Source organism: Urbifossiella limnaea, from assembly GCF_007747215.1.
Classification (GTDB): Bacteria; Planctomycetota; Planctomycetia; order Gemmatales; family Gemmataceae; genus Urbifossiella; species Urbifossiella limnaea.
In genome coordinates this window covers 6877313-6901251 of sequence record NZ_CP036273.1, presented here as the reverse complement: position 1 = coordinate 6901251, position 23939 = coordinate 6877313, and the positions used below count along the sequence as shown (strand labels likewise).

The following is a 23939-nucleotide window of genomic DNA, read 5'->3' as shown; positions in this document are numbered from 1 at the left end:
CGGCCGCTCGGCTCGCACCCAACGGCGCCCGGCACTCTCGGGGACGACCTGCAACGGCGACCGCTGCCCACGATGAGTTGCTCGAGTCAGTCACGTCTCCCGCGGTCGGAGGTGGTGCCCGCACGGTTCTGGCTGTACCTCGGGCGAGGACTTCGCCGGCGGCGGAGAGCCGGCCGCGACCGACCTCGACGTGTTCGGCGGGGCGGTGCCGGCCGACGGGGTGTACGTCGGCCGGCCCGCGTCGGCCGTGGTCACGGGACACCTCCGAGGTGTCGGTGGCCCTCAGCGACCTTTGGCGGGACCGGCCGGCGGCTGTCTGGCGGGAGCCTCCGGACGTGGTACTTGCCCGGTCGCGCGAAAAGTGTCAATCTGCGGTCGCGACAGCCGGCGACAAACCAGCCGCGGCCAAGCGGGCGGCTGCCCCGTCCCCGCCGCCTGCCGGGCGTCGCCCATCGGGTCGTCCCCGTTGGCCGGCACTACGACGGCGGGCCGGGCGGCGCAGGCACGGAGGGGCGCGGGGCTGTACCTGTCGGCCCTCCCCACGTCCATTAGCACCCACGAAGCGGCCTGCGTCGCTGCCTGCACCATCCTCCCGGGTGCCGCGGAGCCAACTCGCCCGCGACCTCGTGCCCTCCGTCCGCTCCGGGACCGAGATCCGGTTCGCCACGGGACTTGAGGCAGCGCCGTATAACAGCAGCATAACCGGCACGAACCGCGTGCCGGCCGGGACGGTGGGGGCGGCGTGCGAACGCGGGGGGAACTGGAGGCCGAAATCAGTGCCGCGGTCATCCGGTTCAAGCGCGACTACATGGGCCGCGGGCCGCAGGAGGTGCGGACGTTCCTGGTCGAGGACGTGGCCCTGGTCCGCCTCCGCGGGGTGCTCACCCCGGCCGAGCAGCGGCTCGCGCAGGTCGAAGACCCACACCGCGGCCGCGACCTCATCAAGCAACTCCGGGTCGAGCTGATCGAGCACGGCCGCGAGCTCCTGGAACAGGCCGTCCAACGCATCCTCGGCGTCCGCGTGCTGAGCCTCCACACCGACATTAGCACCCGGACCGGTGAGTCCGTCCTCGTCTTCAGCCTGTCCAGCGACCCGGTCGAAAACGACGATCGGGATCTTGACCGCGGTCGAACGGGCGGCTAATAATCTCGACGCGATCGGGCGGGGGAGGGCGGCACGGGCCGCCGGCCACGCGCGCGGTCGCCCGACGACAGCTGACAGCCTTCCCGGCGTGACCCGCCGGGCAGGACATAGGCCGGAGAAGCGCTACCGGGTGGTAGCGCTTCTCCGGCCTATTTCCGTTTCCCGGAGCACCGATGACCCACCCGAGCCCGGCCGAAGCGCTGGCCCTGCTGTACGCCGGCAACGAGCGGTTCGCGGCCGGCCGGCCGGCCGCGCCGCACCGCGACCTGAGTCGTCTTCGCGCCGTGGCACCGGCCCAGAAGCCGTTCGCCGCCTTCCTCGGGTGTGCGGACAGCCGGGTGCCGGTCGAGATCGTGTTCGACCAGGGGTTCGGCGACCTGTTCGTCACCCGCATCGCCGGGAACGTCTCGACCCCGGAGGTGACCGCCAGCCTGGAGTTCGCCACGGAGGTGTTGGGGGCGAAGGTGCTCTTCGTCCTCGGCCACACCGCGTGCGGGGCGGTGACCGCGGCGGTGAGGGCGGAGCCGGTGCCTGGGTCGATCAGCTCGCTATTCTACCACATCCGGCCGGCGGTGCGCACCGCCGGCGGGGACGTGGAGGCGGCCGTCCGGGAGAACGTGCGCAACCAGATGGACGTGCTCCGCGAGGCGTCCCCGGTGATCGCCCGGTTGGTCCGGGGCGGGAGGCTGGACGTGGCCGGCGGCGTCTACGATATCTCTACCGGGCGGGTGTCGCCGGTGGAGTTGTGACCGCCCCCGGTCACTGTCCCGACGTGAGCCGAGACATGGGTGAACACGCTTCGCACCCCCCCGCGGCGCACGAGGTGGGGCACGGCCACGCCCCGGCCCGCCCCTACGCCCGGCTGGCCCTCCTCCTCGGCCCCGAGCGGCGCGACGTGGCTACCGTCGTGGTGTTCGCCGCCGCCGTGGCTGTGCTGTCGCTGGCCACGCCGATCGCCGTCGAGTCGCTGGTCAACACCGTGGCGTTCGGCGTACTCCTCTGGCCGGTAGTTGTGCTGGCGCTCGTGCTGTTCGGGTGCCTCGGGCTGGCGGCCGCCGTCCGGGCCATGCAGGTGTACGTGGTCGAGTGCCTCCAGCGGCGGCTGTTCGTGCGGGTGGCCGCGGACTATGCCTACCGCCTCCCCCGCATCCGGCTCGACGCCTTCGACCGCCGGTACGGCCCGGAACTGGCCAACCGGTTCTTCGACATTCTGAACGTGCAGAAGTCCCTGGCCACCCTCCTGCTCGACGGCGTCGCCCTGGTCGTCACGGCCGTGGTCGGGCTGACGGTGGTCGCGTTCTACCACCCGCTCCTGCTCGGGTTCGACGCGGTGCTGATCCTGCTGGTGCTGTTCCTGGTGCTCGGCCTCGGGTGGGGCGGGGTGAAGACCGCCCTGCACGAGTCGCACGCCAAGTACGACGTGGCCGCGTGGCTGCAAGAACTCCTCCACCGCCACCGGGCGATCAAGCTGGCCGGCGGCCCCCGGCTGGCGGCGGCCGAGGGCGACCGGCTGGCGGCCGAGTACCTGAAGGCCCGCAAGGCCCACTTCCGGGTGGTGTGGCGGCAGACCCTGTTCGCCTTCGGGCTCCAGGCGGTCGGCGGGACCGCCCTCCTCGGCCTCGGCGGCTACCTCGTCATCAACCAACAGCTCACCCTCGGCCAGCTCGTCGCGGCCGAGTTGATCGTGTCCGTCGTGCTCGGCTCGGTCGCCAAGCTCGGGAAGTACGCCGAGACGTACTACGACCTACTCGCCGGGGCGGAGAAGCTCGGCCTCCTCACCGACCTGCCGCTGGAGCGGGAGGGCGGGGAGGCGCCGCCGCCCGGCGGGGCGATGGCCGTCCACCTCCGCGGGGTGGACCGGGTGTCCGGCCGGGGGCTTCCCATCCCCGCCGACTGGGCGGTCGCGGCCGGCGAGCGGGTGGCGGTGCTCGGCCCGCCGGGGTCGGGCAAGACGCTCCTGTTCGAGACCGTCGCCGGGCTCCGGGAGCCGGACCGCGGGGTCGTCGAGCTCGACGGGCTCGACCTGCGGGTGTTCGACCCGGACAGGCTGCGCGAGCAAGTGGAGTTGGTCGGCGGGGCGGAACTCTTCGCCGGGACGATCAACGACAACCTCCGGGTCGGCCGGGCCGACCTGACGGCCGCCGCGGTCCGCGACGCGCTCCGGGCCGTCGGCCTGCTCGAAACCGTGCAAGCGCTGCCGCAGGGGTTCGACACCGTCCTCACCCCGAATGGCGCCCCGCTGTCGGGCGTCCAGGCGGTGCGGCTGACGCTCGCCCGGGCGATCGCCGCCCGGCCGCGGCTCCTCCTCCTCGACGGCACACTCGACGCATTCGACTCGGCCGATGTGCTCCCCGCCCTGTTCGACCGGGCCGCCCCCTGGACACTCCTGGTCGCCACGGCAAACCCGGCGGTGGTCGGCCGGTGCGACCGGATGATTCCGCTCGGCGCAGCCACATCGGAGGCCCACGTATGACCGCGCCCGCGTTCTCCCCGGCGGTCCCGTTCGCCAGCCTGGATGCGGCTCGTACCCCGCGGCCGGCCCGGTGGGTCGGCCGGCTCCTACTCCTGACCTTCGTGGCCGCCCCGCTTGTTCTGGTGTTCGTGCCGTGGCAGCAGACGGTCCGCGGCCGCGGGCAAATCGTCGCCTTCGCGCCGACCGAGCGGAAGCAGGTGGTCACCGCCCTGGTCGGCGGGCAGGTGAAGAAGTGGTACGTCGTCGAGGGATCGAAGGTGAAGGCCGGCGACCCGATTGTCGATATTGACGATAACGACCCCGGCCTGGCCGAGCGGCTGGACGCGCAGCGGAAGTTTCTCTTCAGTCGCAAGGACGCCGCGACGGACGAGCTGGCCGAGCAACTGCGGTCGGTCAAGGCCCAGGAGCAGGCGATGGACGCGGCCGTCGCCGCCGCGAAGGCCAACCGCGACGCCGCGGCACTGCTGGTGGACGTGTCCCGGCAGGCGCGGAAGAACAACGAGTTTGCGGCGACCTTCGAGAAGCGCCGGTACGAGATGTTCGACCGGCTGTTCCGGGACAAGCAGTTCGGCGGGCTGGAGTCGGAGCTGAGCCGGGACGACGCGAAGGCGAAGGCCGACCGGGCGCTGACCGACGTGACCCGGGCCGACGCCGAGCTGAAGCGGGCCGAGGCGGCGGTACTGACGGCCGACTCGCTCGTCCTCCAGGCCGGGGCGACGGGGCTGTCGGCCGTGGCCCTGGCCCACCGCGACCTCCACCGGGCCGAGCAGAACCGGTTCTCGGTCGAGCGGGAGTTGCAGGAGATCGAGAACCGGATCGAGCGGTTCAAGGCCCGGTTCGTGCGGGCCCCGACCGACGGGGTGATCTTCCGCATCAGCGCGAACGCCGGGGCCGGCGGGCAGTTCGTCAAGGAGGGCGACGAGCTGGCGGTGATCGTCCCCGACGCCACCGACCGGGTGGTCGAGCTGCTGGTGGACGGGGTGGACGCCCCGCTCATCGCCGCGCACATGGAGCAGACCGGGCGGGGGCCGCACGTGCGGCTCCAGTTCGAGGGGTGGCCCGGCGTCCAGTTCGCCGGCTGGCCGTCGGTCGCGATCGGGACGTTCGGCGGCCGGGTCCGCCAGATCGACGCGACGGACGACGGGAACGGCCGGTTCCGCATCCTCGTCGAGCCGGACGAACTGTTCGCCGGCGACCGCTGGCCGGAAGGGTTGTACCTGCGCCAGGGGAACCAGGCCGTCGGGTGGGTGTTCCTGAACCGCGTCACGCTCGGGTACGAGTTGTGGCGGCAGTTGAACGGGTTCCCGCCGGTGGTCGCCCCCAAGCCGCCGGACAAGGACGAAAGCAAGCCGCCCAAGGTGAAGACGAAGTGACCCCGACCCGGACCGCAATCCTCGCCGCCGTCCTCGCCGGGGCCGGCTGCCGCACCGTGTCGTCGGACCCGTCGTGGGCCTCCGCGGCCCCGGCCGGGGTGCGGGCAACGACGGCGGCCCCGGCGCGGCCGGGGGTCGTTCCGGCCGCGCACGCCGAGCCGGCCGACAAGTTCGCCGCCCAGCCAGCCCTCCCGCCGCCGCGCCCGGTCGAGCCCGCGCCGAAGTCCGCACCGCCCGCGCCGCCGACGGACGCCACGCCGATCGCCGGCGCGCCGCCGAGCGCCGGCGGGCCGCTCGGGCTGGACGAGGTGTTGACCGCGGTGGAGCAGCACTACCCGCTGTTGCGGGCGGTCGAGCAGGAGCGCGTGGCGGCCGGCGGGCGGCTCCTCTCCGCGATGGGCGCGTTCGACCTGAACCTCGCCGCCTCCGCCGAGGGGCAGGGGACCACGTACGACAACTTCCGCAGCGGCCTCGGCGTCAGCCAGGGGATCCCGGTGGCCGGGCTCGGGGTGTTCGCCGGGTACCGCAACGGGTACGGCACCTTCCCGACCTACAACCTCGGCCAGAAGACGGCCGACGGCGGCGAGTTCCGGGCCGGGGTGAGCATCCCCCTCCTCCAGGGGCGCGAGATCGACCGCCCCCGGGCGGCGATCCAGCAGGCCCGGCTCGACACCCAGATCGCCGAGCCGGTGATCCACCGCCAGCGGCTCGACTTCCAGCGGGCCGCGGCCCGCACCTACTGGGCCTGGGTCGGGGCCGGCCACCGGCTCAAGGTGGCCGAGGAGCTGGTGCGGCTGGCGGTCGAGCGCGACGAGCAGTTGCGGGTGCGCGTCGAGGCCGGGCCGGCGGCGAACATCGAGCGGGTGGACAACCAGCAGAACATCGCCCTGCGCAACGGCCTGATGGTGCAGGCCCAGCGGGCGTTCCAGCAGGCGACCATCGAGTTGTCCCTGTTTCTCCGCGACCCGGCCGGGAGCCCGACCCTCGCCGGTCGGGACCGGCTGCCGGTGTTCCCCGAGGTACAGCCGGTCGCGGCCGGGTTCGAGGAGGCGCTGCGAACCGCCCTCGCCAACCGCCCGGAGCCGCAGCGGCTCCGGCTCCAGCGCGAGCGGGCGGCCGTGGACCTGCGCCTGGCATCGAACCAGACGCTCCCGGCCGTCAACGCCGTCGTCGCCGCGGCACAGGACGTGGGGTACGGCACCAGCTCGCTGTCCGGCCCGAACGGACTCGACCGGACGACCCTGAACGCCGGGGTGGCGATGCAGCTACCGCTCCAGCGGCGCGACGCCCGCGGGCGGGAGATCCAGGCCGGCGCGCAGCTCGCCCAGATCGAGGCCCAACTGCGGCAGGCGGAGGACGTGGTGCGGGCCGAAGTTCAGGACGCCGTGTCGGCGTTGGACCGCGCCTACGAGTTCCACCGCCAGGCCCGGCAGCGGGTCGAGCTGGCGCGACTGGTTGCGCGGGCCGAGCGGGAGCAACTGCGGCTCGGCCGCAGCGACGTGCTACGGGTCACCTTGCGGGAGCAGGCGGCGTTCGACGCCGAAATAATCGAGATCGGCGCCCGGCAGGACTACTTCCGGGCCTTGGCCGAGTTCCGCGCCGCGCTGGGGCTCGGCGGGTGGTGAGGCCACCGCCGAACCGACCGGCGGTGCGGCCGAAATCCGCACCTACCGCGGGTGCTTCAAACAGGGCCGAACGGCCAAGCATTTCCCCCCGTACTGCCGGGGGCTCCTGGCGGGCCTCCCGCGTAAGACGGTCGAGCCGATCGCCCTGGCCGCCCCCGGGGCGGTGACGACCGGGCCCCTCTATCTTGTCTCCTGGGGTGCCATCACGCCCGGACCGGTTCGGGGGGAGTCGATGGGAAAAGTGCTGGTGCTGTACCACTCGGCCGGCGGGAACACCGCGGCGATGGCCCGACTCGTCGCAGAGGGGGCCGGGCGGATCCCCGGGACCGAGGTCCGCGTCCGCGACGTGGATGCCGCGTCGCCGGACGACGTGTACTGGTGCGACGGCCTCGCGGTCGGCAGCCCGACGAACATGGGCGTGCTGTCGTGGCGGATGAAGCGGTTCTGGGACGAGACCATGTTCGACCACTGGGGGAAGGTGGACGGGAAGGTCGCCTGTGCCTTCTCGTCCAGCGGCGGGTGGGGCGGCGGGGCCGAGATCGCCTGCCAGTCCCTCCAGATGGTCCTGATGAACTTCGGCTTCCTGGTGTTCGGCGTCACCGACTACGCCGGCACGATGACCACCTGCCACTACGGCGCGGTCGCGGCCAAGGAACCGCGGGACGCCGAGGTGCAGCAGTCCTGCCGGCTGCTCGGCCGGCGGCTGGCCGAGTGGGTGGCGGTCGTCGCCGACGGCCGCAAGGACCAGCACCCGCTCGCCAAGCCCGAGTCGCGGACGCTACCGGGGTGACCCGGCGCCTGGCGGGTCACTTCTTCGGCCGGAACAGCCGCGGGGCGAAGTCGTTCAGGGCGTACCGCCACGTCTGCCACTCGTGCCCCTGCCCCGGCAGGTCGCGGAACACCACGTTCCTGGCCCCGGCCTGCTGGAGCCCGTCGTGGAGCGCCTTGGCGCCCTTGTGGATCCCCGCGTCGAGGCCGCTGGTGCCCGAGTGGAGGTACAGCAGGCTCACCTTCTGGTCGAACGCCGCGGCGTCGGCGAACACGCCGCCGTAGCCCGTCTTCGGATCGACCTTGCCGGCCCCGCTGAACGCCGCGACGGCGGAGAACGTGTCGAGGTGCGTCAGCCCAATCTGCATCGACTGCGCCCCGCCCATCGACAGCCCGGCGATGGCCCGGTGGTCGCGGTCGGCGACGGTGCGGTAGGTCGCGTCGACCATCGGGACCAACTCCTTGACGACCACGTCCTCGAAGGCGCCGAAGTTGAACCCCTTCCCCTTCGGCTCGGCCGCGGCCCCCGCCCGCGCGGCGTACCCCTTCTCCATGACCACGATCATCGGCACGGCCTTCCCCCCGGCGATCAGGTTGTCGAGGATGAAGTTCGCCTTCCCCTGCCGGGTCCACCCGGTCTCGTCCTCGCCGCCGCCGTGCTGGAGGTACAGCACCGGGTAGCGCTTCTGCGTGTCGGCGTCGTAGCCGGGGGGCGTGTACACCACGACGTGCCGCGTCTGCCCGGTCACCTTCGACGGGTACCACCGCGAGCGCACTTCGCCGTGGGGCACGTCCCTGGCGTGGTAGAAGTCCACGCCCTTCTCGGGGACCTCGACCGCGCTCGTCGGCTTGCCGGTGCCGAAGAAGCTCTCGCTCCCGGGGTCGTTGACCCGGGCGCCGTCCACGATCAGTTCGTAGTAGTGGAGCCCCGGGAGGACCGGCGGCGACGTCAGGCTCCAGACCCCGCCTTCGCCCTTCGTCATGTCCCACGGTCCGCCGGCCCCCAGCCCGTAGTTCGTGAAGACCTGGACCTTGCTGGCGTCCGGCGCCTTCAGCCGGAACGTGACCCGCCCGTCGGCGTGGACCCGCGGGTAGCCGGCGGGGCCGACGGTGGTCGCCGCCGGCTTCCCGTCGTCGGCCGGGGCGCCGGCGGGGGCCGCCTTCGCGGGCGCCTTGCCGTCCTGCGCCGGGTCGCGGAAGACGAGCCGGGCGAAGGTGTACAGGTCGCTCCGCCACACCTTGAAGTCGTGCCCGCCGCCGGGGATGACGCGGTAGACGTGCGGCACCTTGTTCTCGTCGAGCATCTTGTGGACGCCCTCGCTGATGCGGAACAGCCCGTCCTTGTCGCCGCAGGCGACGTAGAGGAGCTTCAGCTTCCGGGCCGCCTCGGCGTGGTCCTTGACCAGGGCGGCGGCCGGCCGGGTGTTCGGGGCCGACGAAAACCCGCCGACCCAGGCGAAGGTGTCGAGGTTGCCGAGCCCGAAGTTGAGCGACTGGCCGCCGCCCATGGACAGGCCGGCGATGGCGCGGGCCTCGCGGTCGGACTTCGCCGGGTAGGTCTTCTCGACGAACGGGATCAGGTCGGCGAGGAGCTCCTTCTCGAACAGGGCGAACGCCGGCGACTGCTTGGGGATCGGGTCCCGCGCCGTCAGGTCCTTCGACGCCCGCCCGTTGGGCATGACGACGATCATGGGCGCGGCCTTCCCGTCGGCGTAGAGGTTGTCGAGGATCACGTCCGGCGCCCCGCCGCGGCGCCACTCGTTCTCGTCGCCGCCGATGCCGTGCAGCAGGTACAGGACCGGGTACCTCCGGTCCTTCGTGTACCCCGGCGGCGTGTACACGGTCGCCTTCCGCTTCACCCCGACGGTCGCCGAGTCGTACTCGACCGTCTCCAGCCGGCCGCGCTCGATGCCGTCGCGCTTCTTGTCGAAGTCCGCCGGCGGCGCCGGGATCGGCCCGGGCGCCCCCGGCGGGGCGGGCTGCTGCCCCAGGGCCGGAAGGGCCAGGCCCGCCAGCACGACCCACGCGAGCGGGCCCGCGGTGCGGTAACTCATGCGTCATCCTCGGAAGGGGTGAGAGGAACCCGGTCGGCCTCGGGGGTCAGTGCCCCCGCGACGCGGGCCAGGAGCCCGACGAGGGCGTCCGCCTCGCCCGGCGTGAGCGCCGCGAGCATCCCGGCCCGGATCGGCTCGCCGGCCGCCCAGAGTCGGGCGAACGCCCGCTTCCCCGCGGCGGTGAGCACGACCGTGCGGGCGCGGGCGTCGGTCGGGTGGGCGTCCCGCCCGACCAGCCCGCGGCGCTCCAGCAGGACGAGCATGGCCCGCACGGTGCTGGGGTCGGAGGCCATGCGGCGGGCGAGTTGCCGCTGGGTGAGGGCGTGGCCGCCGCGGGCGAGGGTGGCGAGGAGGACGAACTGGTCGGCGGTGACGCCGAGCGGGGCGAACGCGGCCTCGGACCGGCGGTGGAGGGCCAGGTACGCGGCCCGGAGGGCCATCGGGAGTTCGTGACCGGTGGTCATGGTCGGACACGGCGCGGTTCGTGCGTACACGCACGATCGGAGATGGGATTGTCGCGGCCGACGTGGGCCGAAGGCAAGTGAGTAAACGGTGAGTGCGCGAGGGGTGGGGCTTCGCGCTTGCCGCGTGCAGCACCTGGCGCTCGATGGGACAAGCTCTCGGGCGACGGCCGTCCACGGCTCGTGTGTCACGGGCATCGTCGAATCAGCTGACTTGTTTCTGCGAATTCGTGGCACTGACAAGGGGGTGGGAAGGCGACCGGATCGAGGTGACGGAGGAGGCCGGCGGCGAGGAGCGCGGCGATCGCGACGGCCCGCTCGCCGGGCGTCATGTCGGACGGGTGGAGGGGAATGAGGTGATCGGCCACGTGAAGCCCTCGGGCGGTGCCGGCCGCGTCGGCTGCCCTTGCCCGAGAACTACCCCGGCGGCGCGCGAAGTGTCCGCCGGCGGAAGAATTGGTGGGGTTTGGAGGACGCTCCAGGCCACCGCCCTCGTCCACGAGGCCGACCTCCGGCTCGTCGGGCCGGGCGACAACGCCCGGTGGGACGACCGCGGGCACTGCGTCTTCGGCGGCGGCGGTGCAGCCGCCGAGGCCGTGCGTCACAATCTCATCGACGCCGCCCGGCGAAAGCGCGCCGCGACCCACGGCGGCGCTGCAACCACACCACTACCCCCGGAAAGTCCGCCCGCTGCGCGGCGACGGAAGTCACATCAAAGTCGCAATCTGGTATCATCCGGGACGACCCGCACCCTCCCGCCGGGGCCGCCCATGCCCGCCGACGACGTGACCCACTGGATCGGCCGGCTCCGGGCCGGTGACCCGGAGGCGGCCGGCCCGCTGTTCGCGACCTATTTCGCACGCCTCGTCGGGCTCGCGCGGGGCCGCCTCCGCGAGGCCCCCCGGCGGGCCGCGGACGAGGAGGACGTGGCACTATCCGCGTTCGACAGCTTCTGCCGCGGGGCCGAGGCGGGGCGGTTCCCCCGCCTCGACGACCGGGACGACCTGTGGCAGGTCCTCCTGGTTCTCTGCGCGCGCAAGGCCGCCGACCTCGCCCGCCGCGAGGGGCGGCTCAAGCGAGGCGGCGGCCGACTGGCACAGGAACTGGACCCCGGCGTGGTCGCCGCCGACGGGCCGAGCCCGGAGTTCGCCGCGCTCGTTGCCGACGAGTGCCGCCACCTCCTCGACCGGCTCGGCGACGACACTCTCCGGCAGGTCGCGGTCTGGAAGATGGAGGGCTATACGAGTGCCGAGATCGCCGCCCGCCTCGGCCGGTCCGAGGGAACGGTCGAGCGGAAGCTGGCCCTGATCCGCAAAGCCTGGTCCGTTGGGGTGGCCGATGGCGACTGACCCGGAGGCCGACTCCCTGGCCGCCGCCCACCGCCGCGACCGCGCGTGCGACCGCTTCGAGAAGGCCTGGCTGGCCGGCAACCGGCCGTCGCTCGCGGAGGCGGTCGCCGCCGCACCCGAGGCCGACCGTGCGGGGCTGTTCGCCGATCTGGTGCGGCTGGAGGTCCACTACCGCCGCCGCGGCGGCGAGGACTCCAGGCCGGCCGACTACGCCGGTCGTTTCCCCGAGTACGTCGGTGCCGTCGCCGCCGCGTTCGCCGCCACCACCCCGTTCGAGCCGCCGCCCCCCGAGCCGCCTCGGCCGCCCGGTCGGTTCGCGGCCGGAGAGGTGGTCGCCGGCCGGTACCGGATCGTCGCCCGGGTCGGGGCCGGCGGCATGGGCGAGGTGTACCGGGCCGACGACCTGGAGCTCGGCGGGCCGGTGGCACTGAAGTTCCTCCCGCCGGCCCGGACGGCAGACCCCGAGTGGGTGGCGCGGCTGAAGCAGGAGGTGGCCGTCGCCCGGCGGGTGACCCACGAGAACGTCTGCCGGGTCCACGACCTCGGGGACGCCGCCGGCCAGCCGTTCCTGGTAATGGAGTACGTCGACGGGCGGAGCCTCGCGGACCTCCGCCGGTTGGTCCGCCGGTTCGACCCGGAGCAGGTGACGAACTACGCCCGCCAACTGTGCGACGGCCTGGCCGCGGTTCACGACCGCGGTCTGCTGCACCGCGACTTGAAGCCGGCCAACGTGCTGATCGACGCCGACGGCCGGCTGCTCCTCGCCGACTTCGGGCTGGCCGCGGCCGCGGCCGACGTGGGGGCCGACGAGGCCGGGGCCGGGACGGTCGCGTACATGGCCCCGGAGCAGTTGGCGGCGGTTGGGGTGTCGGCCCGGTCCGACCTGTTCGCACTGGGACTGATCCTGTTCGAGCTGGCGACCGGCGAGCGGCCGTTCCCCGGCACCACCAGGGCCGACCTGGCCCGCCAGTACGCGGCCGGCCCGCCGCGGCCGTCAACGTTGGCCCCGGGACTCGACCCGGCGCTCGACGCGGTGGTGGTCCGCTGCCTGGCCGCGGACCCGCACCGCCGGCCGGCGTTGGCCGCGGAGGTGAAGGCCGCGCTGCCGCCGCTGTCGCCACGGAAGACGGCCGACCGCGGTGGGTCCGGCCGACTTCGCCCGGCAGTCGCCGTCGGGTTGTTCGTCGCGGCGCTGGTCGGGCTCCTCGCCCACGCCTGGGCGGCCGACCACACCATGGCCTACCGCCGGCTCCCTCCGGCCAAGAGCCGCGCCTCGCTGCGGGACACGGCGGCCGGCATCGCGGGCAATCTCGACCCGACCAAACGGCCCCCGCCGGTGGACGAGGACTCCGGGTTCGACTGGGATCTCGAGCGGGTCCACGACGTGGCCCGGCACGCCCCCGCCGGGTGGGACCGCGACCAGGATGGTCGCTCCCCGCTGGTCTACTTCTGGTACCGGGCGAGCCCGATCCACCACGTTCCCGCCGCGCAGGTGAACGCGGCTGACCCGCCGCTGACGACGCCCGGGATGGTTTCGGTCTTGCTCGACCCGAAGGGCCGGCTCATCGAGTACCACGCCGTTCCCGGTCGGGAGCCCTCGGCACACCTGGCGCCCGCGACGCGAGAACACTGGGAGGGCAAGCTGCTGGCCGAGGCCGGCCTCGACCGTGCCCGTTTCGCGCCGGCCCTGCTGTCCCGCCGGCCGCCGTGCGACTCTGACGACGCGTGGGGGCTGGCGGCGTCCGACGCCGGCCTGCGGGCCGACTTCGCGGTGTGCGACGGACGCCCGGTCTACTTCCGGGTGTGGGAACCGACCGCGGGCGGCGGGCCGCCGAAGGACCGGGTGGAGGGGCAGAACGTCGCGGCGCAAGGGAAGCGTAACATGGTGGCCAGCCTGGCGGTGGTAGTCGTAATACTGGCCACGCTCGCCGCCGTCCCGCTCGCTGTGCGTAACTGGCGGCTCGGCCGGGCGGACCTCCGCGGGGCGGCCCTGGTGTGCGGCGGGTACGCCGCCGTCACGCTCGTGGGCTGGGTTTCTACCAGCCCGCACACGACGTCGCTCCAGGCCGAGCGCGTGGCGGTGATGACCGCCCTCGGGGTCGCGGTGTTTTGGGCGGTGCTGCTGGCCGTGTGTTACCTGGCGGTGGAGCCGGCGATGCGGCGGCGGTGGCCGGAGCGGCTGGCCTCGTGGAACCGGCTCCTGGCCGGCCGCCCGGCCGACCCGCTGGTCGGCCGCGACGTGCTCCTCGGGGTGGTGGTCGGCACCGTCGCGGCCGTCCCGCCGAAGTTGGCGGCCGCCGCCCTCGGCACGTACTACCTGATCTCCCCCCTCTACAGTCCGCTCCCCCCGGACGTGTCCCCGGGCTTCTTCCTGTCGGTCCTGTCGGTGGCGCTGATCCGGACGGCGACGGTGTTCGTCCTGCTGCTCCTGTTCGGCGTGCTGCTGCGGCGGGACTGGGCCGCGGTCGCCGCCATCGCCCTGCTCGCCGTCCCAGCCACCCTCGAGCCGCAAGCCACGCTCCCGAGGGAGTCGCCGGTGACGTTGGCGGCGATCGCGGCTGGGGCGGCCGTGTTGACGGCCGCCGCCGTCCGGTTCGGCTGGCTCGCGGCCCTGGCGTCGATGTTCACTTCGACCGTGCTCCACATCGCGCCACTGACCCTGACCCCGCAGGGGTGGTACGCGGGGACCACGGTCGCCACCGCCGTCGTCCTGGTCGGCCTCGCCGTGTACGGGTTCGTCGTCTCACTCGGCGGCCAGCGAATCATCCCGGACGAGTTCTGACGCGCGGTCAGGCCGCCTCTCCCCCGGCGCCCGTTGACTGCGGTGCTTGCGGCCGTTGAGGATCGCCCCGATCAGCGTGTACCGTACCCCCCACTGGTAGCTCGCCAGCAGTCCGGCCGTCGTGACGGCGGTCAGCAGCGTGAACTTGACGAGGCCGGGGACCTGCCAGTCGCGGACCCAGAACTGAAGCAGCACGATCGGCGTGATGCTCGCCAGGTAGCACCAGTACGAGGCGTCGGCCAGGTAGCGGCTCCAGGCCGTCTCGCGGGCGAACCACCGGAGGAATCCGCCCCACAGGCCGCAGACCATGAGCCAGGTGTACGCCGCCATCGCGGCGCACGCCCCGACCCAGAGGGCGGTCACGTCCGCGCCGGACCGCTCGGCCCCGGCGCCGGTGATGACCAGCCCCGCCATCACCGGCATCACCACGACGTTCGCGACGACGAGGTGCGCCGCCCAGCGCCGGCCGAACGCCGGGACCAGGTCGCGGTGGCGGTACAGCGCCCAGCCGACGGCGAAGAACCCGCCGTAGTAGGCGAGCAGTCGAAGCTCCGGCTCCCACCCGGCCGGCGTGTCCACGGACCAGGTCCGCATCGGCAGGAGCAGCGGGACGGTCAGCAGGGAGAGCACCGGCACGCGCAGCCACCCCCCGACGACGAGGCGGAACGCGGAGTCGCACGCGGCGGCAGCCCGGGTGCCTGCGAACCACCGGAGCGGGCGGTCGAGGAGCAGCGCAGCGACATAGAAGTACAGCAGGAAGTACAGGAACCACAGGTGGAAGGGGCGGACCCCGGCGACGAACGCCCCGGAGAGGAAAACGTCGCCGACCACCCCGGCGTCGGACGCCTCCGGGTGGTCGGCGACCAGGGACGCGGCGAAGGCCCGGGCCGGGGACGCCTCCCCGCGGACCGGCTCCGAGTGGACGTTGCCGACCTCCGCGTACAGCAGCGCCGCGAGGACCGTGGGGGCGATGAACACGACCCCGAGGGCGAACGGCAGCGCGACGCGCTTCAGCCGGTGGCGGGCCATTCCGGCGGCGCCGTACCGCTGGCGCAGGAGGCAGCCGAAGAACCCGGCGAGCAGGAAGAACAACTGCATCCGGAAGTCGTGGACGGCGTAAAGGAGTACGTCGGACAGCGGGATCGGGCGGTCGTCGCGGACCGGCCAGAACGCCGGCGGTTGTTCGAGGAACGACAGCCCCGCGTGGAGGGCGATGCCGAGGAACATGGCGAACGCCCGGAGGCTGTCGAGGGCGTGGTAGCGGTCCGGCGCGGCGGCCATGGGCGGGCTCCGGGGCGGGGGTCGGGTGGTGGTCGTGCGGAGTACGTTTGCGCCCCGGGCCTGGCGGGTGAGGGTTACGACAACCCTCCCCGCCGGTCGGAACGGTGTCGGTCGGCCGCCGTCACCGCCCGGCGGGCGGGGCGTAGTCGGCCGGCTCGGTCAGGAAGCGCACGCGGATCGTCGGCCCCGGCCGGTCGGAGGTGGCGCGGATGAACCCGAACAGCATCTCGTCGGTCGTCTGGTCGCCGCGCCGCACGTCCCGCGGCGGGCTGAACGGGTTGTTCGGGTTCGCCGCCGAGTTGTCGAACGCCGCCGCCACCTCGAACCGCGTCCCCGCCGGCGCCGCGATCGGCTCGCGGAAGAAGTAGCTCTCCTGCCAGTTGTAGTCCCAGTCGCGGATGTCCACGAGCACCCGCTCGGCCCCGCCCGGCGGCGTCATCGTCACCTTCACCCACTTGCCGAGCATATGCATGTGCGGCAGGACCGAGTGGATCGTGCAGTCCTCCTCGGTCACCACCCGGCCGCGGACGACGTGGGCCGGCCGGCCGGCCGGGATCGTCTCGAACCGCTTGAACCCGTCGCCGGGCGCCACCATCCCGGGCACTACCAGTAGCCGCAGCGGCTTGAGCGCCTTGGCGTCCTTCGCGAAGTAGAACCCGATCCGGGTGCGGTCCGTCTCCGTCCGGCCGGTGCGGTGGTAGTGCATCTGCACCACCACGTCGGCGCCCTTCGGGAGGAAGTAGCCGGTGCCGGCCGGCAGGGTGAACCCGCGAAGGCCGGGCGTCCACCCGCCGATCCCGCCGACCGCCGCCGGGTTCAGCGGCGTGAACCCGATCCCCATCGCCGACGTGTACCCCGGCCCCGAGTCCGGCTCGGTCGGCTCCTTCTTCCGCTTCCGCTCCTTCTCCTCCAGCCCGCGCGCCGTGCCGGTGGCGTCGAAGTAGTTGATCGTGTGGTGGACGACCTTCGGGTTCCCGGGCTTCACCTCGTAGGCGACGATCATCTTGTCCTCGGTGAGGCCGGTGGGCATCACGACGGCGCGGAAGTGGTCCGGGCCGGTCGGGCCGAGGCGGAACTCCTCGGGCATCTCGAGCACCAGGTCGGGCGGGCCGAGTTGCCAGCCGCCGGCGCCGGTGAACTGCCGCGGCGGCGGGGCGTCCTTCGGGTCGCCCTCGGCGCGGCCGCCGTCGGCCCACGCGGCCAGAGTCGCGGCCGCGCCGGGCGGCAGCTTCCGCTCGTGCCGGTAGCCCGGCCCGCCGACCGGCTTCCACGGCGGCATCCGGCCGTCGGCCGTGTACTCCTTGATCAGGTCGGCCCACCGCACGGCCTGCCGGTACGTCGTCAGGCTGAACGGCCCGACCTCACCCGGCCGGTGGCACTCCTGGCAGTGGGCCTGGAGCACCGGCAGCACGTCCTTGTAGTACGTCACGTTTGCCGGCCCGCCGGTCGCCGGTGCCTTCGCCTCCACCCCGACCGGGCACCCGACCGGCCGGGTGGTCGCCACGGTGACGGGCCGGCCGGCGAGCACCTCGTCGAGCGCGCTCTGCAGGTCCGGGCGGGCAGGGCGGGGGTTCGCCTTGCCGGGGGACAGCCAGCGGTCGTCGACCCGGCCGCGGTAGCGGACCACGCCGCCGGCGTCGAGGACGAACGCCTCCGGGACGCGGGTGGCGGCGAACGCGCGGACGGCCTTCTGGTCCGGGTCGGCGAAGACCGGGAACCCGGCCGCGAACGCCGCCGCCTGCCGCTTTACCTCCGCCGGCCCCTCCCCGGGGCACACCCCGACCACCGCGACGCCCTTGTCGGCGTAGCGCTTCGCCAGCTCGCCGAGTGGGGCGGTGTAGCTGTTGGACACCGGGCAGTCGAACGACAGGAACACGACGACGACGGCCTTCGCCCCCTTGAACTGATCCGGCAGCGTGGCCGACCCGCCGTCCGGGTGGTGGACTGTGACGGGCCGCACGGGTAGGCCGACGGCGCCGGCCGGCTCGTCCCCAGCTGCCGGGAGGAGTGGGCGGAGCAGGACCGCGGCGACGGCGGCGGTCAGCACGGCCGGGACGGAACGACGCATGGGCTCTCCGGGTTGGGCGGGCGGGGGGCGTCACCTTATCCTCGTGAACCGTCAGCGGAACCCCGCGCGATTTCTTTCGCGCGTCCGATTCCTTCCACGACAACGGTCGACGTGGCGGTCACCGGTTGCCCTTGGCGGCCTCCACGGCGCGGACCAGGTCGGCCTCCGCGCCGAGCCGCCAGAACCGGGCCTGGTTGAGTTGCTGGGGCGGGTCGATGTTCCCGATGCGGGCCGCCGTGAACCGCTCGACCTCCCACGCGGCCCGGACGGCGTCCTCGTACCACATCACCTTCCCGGTCGGGGTGGCGGCCAACTCCCCGGCCAGCCGGAAGACGCTCCGCTGCATCTCCAGGTAGAGCATGTACTCCTCCGACCGGAACATCCCGAGCTCGATCCGCATTCGCACGCGCGTCAGGTACGAGAAGCCTTCCCGCACTTGAGCGAGCTGGATCTTGCGCAGCGGCGAGGCGTCGGCCGGGACCTCGGCGACAGCGAGCTTCCAGAGCCGCTCCATCGCCGGATGGAGATGCCCTCGGGGGCCGGCCCGCTTGTCACCGGGCGGCGGCGCGAGGTTGGGGAACGCGGTAAACGCCTTATCCTCCCAGGGGAGGAACGGCGCCGGCTGCCCGCCGGCAGGCTGCGGCGTTTCGCCCCCGCCCGGCCGGGGTTGAGGGAGGGGGACGGGCTGGGCGAACCCGACCGCGGCACACCACGCCAGGACCGCCGCGGTCAGAACGGACAGGGAGCTTCGGGGCGACATCACAGCCTCCGGTCGGGGTGTAGGAAGATCCCACTCGGGTGAACGGGGCTGCCAGCCCGTCGCGGGCCGGCGGGGATCGGATCACGGCTTGCCGAGGAGGTGAGCGTCGAACCAGCCGGCGAGGGTCGGGACATCCCCGGCCACCCACGGCCCGAAGTGCGCCCGGCCGGCCCGCACAACCAGTTCGCACGTCACGCCGCAGTCCTTGAGCCTGGCGACCATGGCCTCGGACTGGGTCAAGGGCACCAGCTTGTCCTTGTCCCCGTGAATGATCAGCGTCGGTGCCGCGCCCCTGGCGGCGTGGGTCAGCGCGGACACCTCCCGGCCGATCTCACGCCGGCGCTCGGGCGTCACGGCCACGAACTTCCCGGTGGCCGCGTCCAGCTCGCGGAAATCAAACGGGGCGGCCTGCTCCTTCGTGCACGACCCCTCGAGCGCCAGGAAGTCGGTCGGCGGGAAGAAGCACGCGACCGCCGCCACCTTCGACGACTGCCGTTCGACAGGGTCTAATGCGTTCGGGTCGCCCGGCCGGCCGGCGCACCCGACCATCAGTGACAGGTGCCCGCCCGCCGACCCGCCGGTGGCCCCGAGTTTCTCCGGGTCGACACCGTACTTCTTCGCGTGGTGCCGGACGAACCGGACGGCGCGGTGGGCGTCCTCGACGACCTCGGGCACCGTGTACTTGGGCTGGCTCCCGTGCATGACCGCGAACACCGTGTACCCCCGGTCCAGGAACGGCGTCGTGGCCAGCGGGTGGAGCAGCGCGAGCAGGTGGCGGTCGGAGCGGTACTCGGCGGACACGAAGACGACGACGCCGGCCCCGTTCGACTTCGTCGGGGCGAACACGTCCATCGTCAGGGCCAGCCCGTCCCGGCGCCCGTACACGACATCTTCCGTCCGGGTGTAGGTCGGCGCTTGCTTCGTGGCGGTAGCGGACTGGGCGGGTGCCGTGTCGGCGAGTGCGAGGAGGGTGACCGCGGCCAACACGGCGTGACGGGCCGTGGCGGGCGAGAGGTTCATGGCAGCTCCGGCAGGGGTGGCAGGTTCCAACGTCCAGAACCTCGCTGTGCTCGCGCCGGACCCCTCACCGATTTCCCGCTTTTCCCCTCCGAGCCGTCTTCTGCTCACCACGGCGGTGTATACTCGGCCCGCCACCCGAACGATCCCCACCTCCCGCCCGCGGAAGTGGCTCGACATTTTTCAGATTCGTTGAGGGGCAATCGGCCGCGGCGGCGAGTGACCGGGGTGTGGTCCCCGAACCCGGCGTAGAGGGTAGTTCCGTGAAGCGACGTGCGATCGGCGTCTGTGGGTTGGTGGCCGTGTTGTCTGGTGTGTGGTCGGCTCCGGCTCCGGCACAGGAACTGGGGCAGGACGGCTACGTCGATTCTGACGGCGTGAAGATCCACTACGTCACCACCGGCAAGGGGCCGCTGGTGGTACTGGTGCACGGCTTCCCCGACTACTGGTACACCTGGCGCGACCAGATGCCGGTCCTGGCGAAGCACTACCAGGTCGTGGCGATCGACCAGCGCGGGTACAACAAGAGTGACCAGCCGAAGGGCGTCGAGAGCTACGGTGTCGGGAAGCTCGTCGGGGATGTCGCGGCGGTGGTCAAGCACTTCAAGTGCGACAAGGCCGTCATCGTCGGCCACGACTGGGGCGGCTTCGTCGCCTGGTCCTTCGCCATGCTCCGCCCCGACCTGACCGACCGCCTGGTCGTCCTGAACATGCCGCACCCCAAGGGGGTGATGCGCGAGCTGGCGAACAACCCGGAGCAGCAGAAGGCCAGTGCCTACGCCCGCGGCTTTCAGGAGCCCGATTCTCACAAGAGGATAACGGCGAACGACCTCGCCAAGTGGGTCAAGGAACCGGAAGCGCGAGAGCGCTACGTCGAAGCGCTCGACCGCTCCTCGATGGAGGGGATGCTGAACTACTACAAGGCCAACTACCCGCGTGAGCCCTACAGGGACAACGGGTTGTTCCTGAAGGTGAAGTGCCCGGTGCTGATGATCCACGGGCTAGACGACCAGTACCTGCTGCCCGGCGCGCTCAACGACAACTGGAAGTGGGTGGAGAAGGACCTGACGCTCGTCACGGTGCCGAAAGCAGGCCACTTCGTCCACCGCGATGCACCGGAGGCAGTTAACAAGGCGATGCTGCGCTGGTTGCGGCCGGATTGACGACTCTCAGTACAGGAGGGAGGCGAGCGGTCGATGACGCCGCGGGATGGGTCGGGCAGCCTCTCCGCACGACCCCCGCGACGCAGGCCGGGCGCCTCAAGGTGCCGTCGCCCGAGCGTCGCCCCAGGAACTTCACCCGGCGAGGATCGCCTTCCGGCTCGCCCCCGGTAGCCAACCCGGGTGCGACCAGGAGGGTTACGGACGGCCTGCCCCCGGCGGTCGAGCGACCGCCGGGGCGCTCGGGACGACCGGCACGTCGAGGGACTGCGGGGCGGCGGACTCCAACCCGCACGTCGCGGGCTGGCCGATCGCGGTGTACAGCCGGAACTGCTGCCGGTTGAACTCGACCACCTGCTGCAGGTACTGCACGCGGGCCTGGTTGAGCGACTGGACCGCCGTCAGCACCTCCAGCGCGTCGAACTGGAGCTGCCCCTTCGGGCCGGGCACCCCGAACGACACGTCCCGAAACTTCCGGTACATCTCCTGGGCCTGCCGCACCGCTTCCTGGGCGGAGCCCAGCGTCTCGAACCGCGCCGCCGCGAGCTCGGCCGCCTCGCCGACCTCGGCCGACACCCGCGCCTGCACCTCCCGCACCCGCTGGAGGGCGGCGGCGTAGGACGCCTGCCGCGCCCGGGTCGTGGCGGCGTTCCCGAGCCCGAAGTTGTCCAGCTCCCACACCAGGGCGGCGCCGGCGTTGTATTGCCCGCGCATCGGGCCGAACGCATCATCTCGGCCGCCCTTGAACCCGCCGCCGATGAACTCCCCCTGAACCCGCGGTAGGAACGGCGCCGTCTTCGCTTGCCGGACCAGAGCCTCGGCCGCTTGCACCTCCGCGCCGGCGGCGGCCACCTCGGGCCGGGCCAGGAGCCCGGTGGCAATGAGCTGGTCCAGGGTGTACTCACCCGGGACGAGGACGACGGGGACCACCGCAAGCTCGGCCGGCACCAGTTTGACCGCCGGGTCGAGGGTGAGCAGCCCCGCGAGGCGGGCGGCGGCCGCCGCCGCCCGGCCGCGGATGACGATCCGCTCCTGCCGCCGGAGGTCCACCTCGGTCGCCGCCCGGTTCACGTCCGCCGCCGTCTTCCCGGTCCCCGCCTTGGCGAACGCCTCGGCCGCCTGGAGGGCCTGCTCCGTCTTGTTCAGGGTGTCGGCGTTGACCGCCAGGAGGGCGTGGAGTTCGAGTACGTCGAGGTAGGTCAGGGCGACCTCCAGCTGGACGTTGTTCGCCACCGCCCGGGAACGCGACTCGGTCGCCTGCACCACGCGGCGGGCGACGAGTGGGAGGTAGAGGGCGTCGCCCACATCCACCCGCAGTTGCGGCCCGCCGAGGACCGCGAAGTTCCCCCGGGCGACGGAAAACGTCTCGCCCCGGCGGTTCTGGTCGATCCCGTCGTGGTAGAAGAACGTCGGCCCGAACACGAGGTTCGGCACCCACGCCACCCGCGCGCGGTCGTAGTTGGCGATCGCCTCCTGGACTCGCGCGCGGGCGACGGCCGCAGTCGGGTTGTCGGCGTCCGCCAGTCGCAGCGCGGTCGCCAGGTCGATCGGGTAGGAGGCGGGCTGGGCCGGGGGGTACAGCCGCGGCGCGACGGGGGGCGCGGGGGCGGCGGCCGGCGCGGCGGGTTGAGGCGGCGCTTTCGCGGCGGGCGGGTTCTGGGCGGCTTGGGCCGGAGCCTCCGCCTGGCTCGCCTGGCGGACCGCCGGGGGGTAGTACCGCGGCGGCGATGTGGTTCCCGGCCTCGGTGCGGGATACGGCCCCCCGGAACCCCGCGGCTGCTGCGCGACGACCGGGGTGACGAGCAGGGCCACGAGCAACGAGGTGCCAGACCAGAACCGCGTCATCACCGCCTCCGTGCGTGGAACCCCGTCTCGCCCGCGGGTCCCGGCCTCCTGCCGGGACCCCGCACGGGCGCGTCACCAGTTCTCGAACACCGGGGCGACCCGGGTGCCCTCGCCGACTTCGAGCTGGCGGGCGACGACGATGACCTCGGTGCCCGTCAACTCCCGCGTCACCTGCCGGCCGCCGGCCGGGGTCACCGCGGCCACCTTGACGAGCGTGCCGTCGTTCACCTGCACCGCGACCGGCACGCCCTTCGTCACCCCGTCCTCGACGACCAGGATGTACGATTGCCCGGCCTTCCCGTAGACGGCGCCGGACGGGAGGAGGAAGGCGTCGGCGAAGTTCTCGAGGTCGAGCCGAACGGTCGCCGTCATCCCCGGCACGAGCCGCGTGTAGCGGCCGTCCGGCCCCCAGTCCGGCACGACGGCGTCGCCCGGCTGCCAGCCCACCCGCCGGGGCTGCCCCCCCGCCGCGGCGAGCCCGGCCATCCGGTCGAACGGGACCATCAGGGCGAGACCGGGGCCGACCGCCGCCCGGGTCCGGGCCGTTTGAACCTCGGCCGGGGAAGCGTTGAACACGTCAACTTCGACGCGCATGGTCTTATCGGCCGGGTCGATGAACGGGCTGAACCGGGTGACGGACCCGCGGGCCGTCACCCCCGGAAGCTGGGTAAACTCGACCAGCGCTTGCGTGTTGTTCGACACGTAAGGGGCGGAATTGTCCGGGAGCTTCATGACCACCGTCACCAGGTCCGTCCGGGCCACGGTCATGAGCGGCTCGCTCCCGCCGGAGACGTACTTCCCGGGGTCGGCGGTGCGGGCCACGATCACGCCGTCGAACGGGGCGTGGAGGCGCGCGTACCCGAGTTGGATGGCGGCCGCGTCTCGGTCCTTCCGGGCGACATCGACAAGCGACCGCTTCAGGTCCACGTCCGCCGCCGCCTTCTCGAGACTCGCGGCCTTCCCCGACACGTCCACCTTCGCCTTCTCGACATCCGCCTCGGCGGCCTCGACCGCCCGCTCGGCGGCGTGGTAGTCGAGCTCGACGGAATCGACCCGGGCCTTGACCACCGAGTTCCGGGCGAACAGTTCGGCCACCTGGTCGAAGTCGGTCTTCCGGGCCGCCCGCAGGTCATGCGCGCGGGCGACGTCCACCTGCTTCTGCCGGACGGAAACTTTCGCCGCGTCCACGGCCGACCGTGCGACCTTCAACTCCCCCTCGGCGGCGGCCACCTCGCGCTCCCGCTGGTCGATCACCGCGGCCTTCAGCTCGACCGCCTGCCGCAAGTCCGGCACGTCCACCTCGACCAGCACCTCGCCCGCCCGGACCGGCTCGCCGATGTTCTTGGCGACGTACCGGACCTCACCGGATACCCGGGTTCGCAGGCCGGCCAGGTAGTACGGCTCGACCGTGGCGAACTGCTGCGTCGTGATGCGGAAGCCCGGGTCCCGCTTCGGGCGGACGACCTTCACCGACCGCGGCCCGGCGGCCGGCCGGTCGCCGTGCCCGCTGGCCTTCGGGTCGCCGGCGACGACCGGGTTGGGGAGGAACCCGGTGAGGACCGCCCCGCCGGCCAGCGCCCCGCCCAGCCCGATGGTCACGAGGAGCGCGGTGACCAGCCGCCGGCGGGTGCGGCCGGACACATGCTGAGCTGGGTGCGCGTGCCCGTGCCCGTGCCCGTGCGGGCTGTGCAACTCGACAGGGCCGGCTGGGGCCGGCGCCGGACTCGGCACGTCGAAGCTCACGCGGTCGGTCCCGTTGGGCGAATCGGTCGGGGTCAT

The 23939-nt window shown here is 72.9% G+C and carries 18 protein-coding genes and 1 pseudogene; 10 read left to right on the top strand and 9 right to left on the bottom strand.

Annotation, left to right across the window (positions count from 1 at the left end):
* Nucleotides 1–90: 90 nt before the first annotated feature.
* The gene (locus tag ETAA1_RS32490) at nucleotides 91–255 is read right to left on the bottom strand and encodes a hypothetical protein (protein ID WP_202920468.1); all 165 of its coding nucleotides are present in this window, start codon (nucleotides 253–255) and stop codon (nucleotides 91–93) included.
* Nucleotides 256–742: 487 nt separating this feature from the next.
* Here ETAA1_RS32490 and ETAA1_RS28035 point away from each other — a divergent pair, with 487 nt between their 5' ends.
* The 6 genes from ETAA1_RS28035 (at nucleotide 743) to ETAA1_RS28010 (ending at nucleotide 7405) form a co-directional block, all read left to right on the top strand.
* The gene (locus tag ETAA1_RS28035) at nucleotides 743–1144 is read left to right on the top strand and encodes a DUF2294 domain-containing protein (RefSeq protein WP_145243927.1); all 402 of its coding nucleotides are present in this window, start codon (nucleotides 743–745) and stop codon (nucleotides 1142–1144) included.
* A 173-nt stretch (nucleotides 1145–1317) separates the two neighbouring features.
* Nucleotides 1318–1893, top strand: a complete 576-nt coding sequence (locus tag ETAA1_RS28030; protein WP_145243926.1) for a carbonic anhydrase — start codon at nucleotides 1318–1320, stop codon at nucleotides 1891–1893.
* A 35-nt stretch (nucleotides 1894–1928) separates the two neighbouring features.
* Nucleotides 1929–3617: a peptidase domain-containing ABC transporter gene (locus ETAA1_RS28025; RefSeq protein ID WP_145243925.1), complete on the top strand. Its 1689-nt coding sequence runs from the start codon at nucleotides 1929–1931 to the stop codon at nucleotides 3615–3617.
* A complete protein-coding gene (locus ETAA1_RS28020; RefSeq protein ID WP_145243924.1) occupies nucleotides 3614–4990 on the top strand; it encodes an HlyD family secretion protein in 1377 nt (458 codons plus the stop codon). The genes ETAA1_RS28025 and ETAA1_RS28020 overlap by 4 nt, the downstream gene beginning before the upstream one ends.
* Nucleotides 4987–6615 (top strand): TolC family protein, encoded by a 1629-nt coding sequence (locus ETAA1_RS28015; protein WP_202920467.1) that lies wholly within the window; start codon nucleotides 4987–4989, stop codon nucleotides 6613–6615. The genes ETAA1_RS28020 and ETAA1_RS28015 overlap by 4 nt, the downstream gene beginning before the upstream one ends.
* A 232-nt stretch (nucleotides 6616–6847) precedes the next feature.
* Nucleotides 6848–7405 carry a flavodoxin family protein gene (locus ETAA1_RS28010; protein ID WP_145243922.1) on the top strand — a complete coding sequence of 186 codons (558 nt, stop codon included), beginning with the start codon at nucleotides 6848–6850 and terminating at the stop codon, nucleotides 7403–7405.
* 16 nt (nucleotides 7406–7421) lie between these two features.
* Here the strand turns inward: ETAA1_RS28010 and ETAA1_RS32485 are convergent, their stop codons facing one another.
* Nucleotides 7422–9437, bottom strand: a complete 2016-nt coding sequence (locus ETAA1_RS32485; RefSeq protein ID WP_202920466.1) for an alpha/beta hydrolase-fold protein — start codon at nucleotides 9435–9437, stop codon at nucleotides 7422–7424.
* Nucleotides 9434–9901 carry a MarR family winged helix-turn-helix transcriptional regulator gene (locus tag ETAA1_RS28000; protein ID WP_145243921.1) on the bottom strand — a complete coding sequence of 156 codons (468 nt, stop codon included), beginning with the start codon at nucleotides 9899–9901 and terminating at the stop codon, nucleotides 9434–9436. The genes ETAA1_RS32485 and ETAA1_RS28000 overlap by 4 nt, the downstream gene beginning before the upstream one ends.
* Before the next feature lie 143 nt (nucleotides 9902–10044).
* Here ETAA1_RS28000 and ETAA1_RS33160 point away from each other — a divergent pair.
* The 3 genes and pseudogenes from ETAA1_RS33160 to ETAA1_RS27985 all read left to right on the top strand — a co-directional run.
* Nucleotides 10045–10542, top strand: a pseudogene (locus tag ETAA1_RS33160) (ECF-type sigma factor); the annotation flags it as partial.
* A gap of 126 nt (nucleotides 10543–10668) precedes the next feature.
* A complete protein-coding gene (locus ETAA1_RS33155) occupies nucleotides 10669–11247 on the top strand; it encodes an ECF-type sigma factor (protein WP_145244790.1) in 579 nt (192 codons plus the stop codon).
* The gene (locus ETAA1_RS27985) at nucleotides 11237–14029 is read left to right on the top strand and encodes a serine/threonine-protein kinase (RefSeq protein WP_145243920.1); all 2793 of its coding nucleotides are present in this window, start codon (nucleotides 11237–11239) and stop codon (nucleotides 14027–14029) included. Before ETAA1_RS33155 ends, ETAA1_RS27985 begins: the two co-directional genes overlap by 11 nt.
* Here ETAA1_RS27985 and ETAA1_RS27980 read toward each other — a convergent pair.
* The 4 genes from ETAA1_RS27980 to ETAA1_RS27960 all read right to left on the bottom strand — a co-directional run bounded on the left by ETAA1_RS27980 (nucleotide 13991) and on the right by ETAA1_RS27960 (nucleotide 19158).
* Complete coding sequence (locus ETAA1_RS27980) at nucleotides 13991–15310, bottom strand: acyltransferase family protein (RefSeq protein WP_145243919.1); 1320 nt, start codon at nucleotides 15308–15310, stop codon at nucleotides 13991–13993. The genes ETAA1_RS27985 and ETAA1_RS27980 overlap by 39 nt on opposite strands.
* 121 nt (nucleotides 15311–15431) lie before the next feature.
* Nucleotides 15432–17378, bottom strand: coding sequence for a redoxin family protein (locus ETAA1_RS27975; protein ID WP_145243918.1), 1947 nt, complete (start codon nucleotides 17376–17378; stop codon nucleotides 15432–15434).
* A 118-nt stretch (nucleotides 17379–17496) separates the two neighbouring features.
* On the bottom strand, nucleotides 17497–18138 hold the full coding sequence (locus ETAA1_RS27965) for a hypothetical protein (RefSeq protein ID WP_145243916.1): 642 nt from the start codon (nucleotides 18136–18138) through the stop codon (nucleotides 17497–17499).
* A gap of 81 nt (nucleotides 18139–18219) precedes the next feature.
* Complete coding sequence (locus ETAA1_RS27960) at nucleotides 18220–19158, bottom strand: alpha/beta hydrolase (protein WP_145243915.1); 939 nt, start codon at nucleotides 19156–19158, stop codon at nucleotides 18220–18222.
* A gap of 260 nt (nucleotides 19159–19418) precedes the next feature.
* Between ETAA1_RS27960 and ETAA1_RS27955 the strand changes: the two genes are divergently transcribed.
* A complete protein-coding gene (locus ETAA1_RS27955) occupies nucleotides 19419–20318 on the top strand; it encodes an alpha/beta fold hydrolase (protein ID WP_145243914.1) in 900 nt (299 codons plus the stop codon).
* 195 nt (nucleotides 20319–20513) lie between these two features.
* Here ETAA1_RS27955 and ETAA1_RS27950 read toward each other — a convergent pair whose 3' ends face one another.
* Nucleotides 20514–22160 (bottom strand): TolC family protein, encoded by a 1647-nt coding sequence (locus tag ETAA1_RS27950; protein WP_145243913.1) that lies wholly within the window; start codon nucleotides 22158–22160, stop codon nucleotides 20514–20516.
* A gap of 72 nt (nucleotides 22161–22232) precedes the next feature.
* On the bottom strand, nucleotides 22233–23939 hold the full coding sequence (locus tag ETAA1_RS27945; protein ID WP_145243912.1) for an efflux RND transporter periplasmic adaptor subunit: 1707 nt from the start codon (nucleotides 23937–23939) through the stop codon (nucleotides 22233–22235).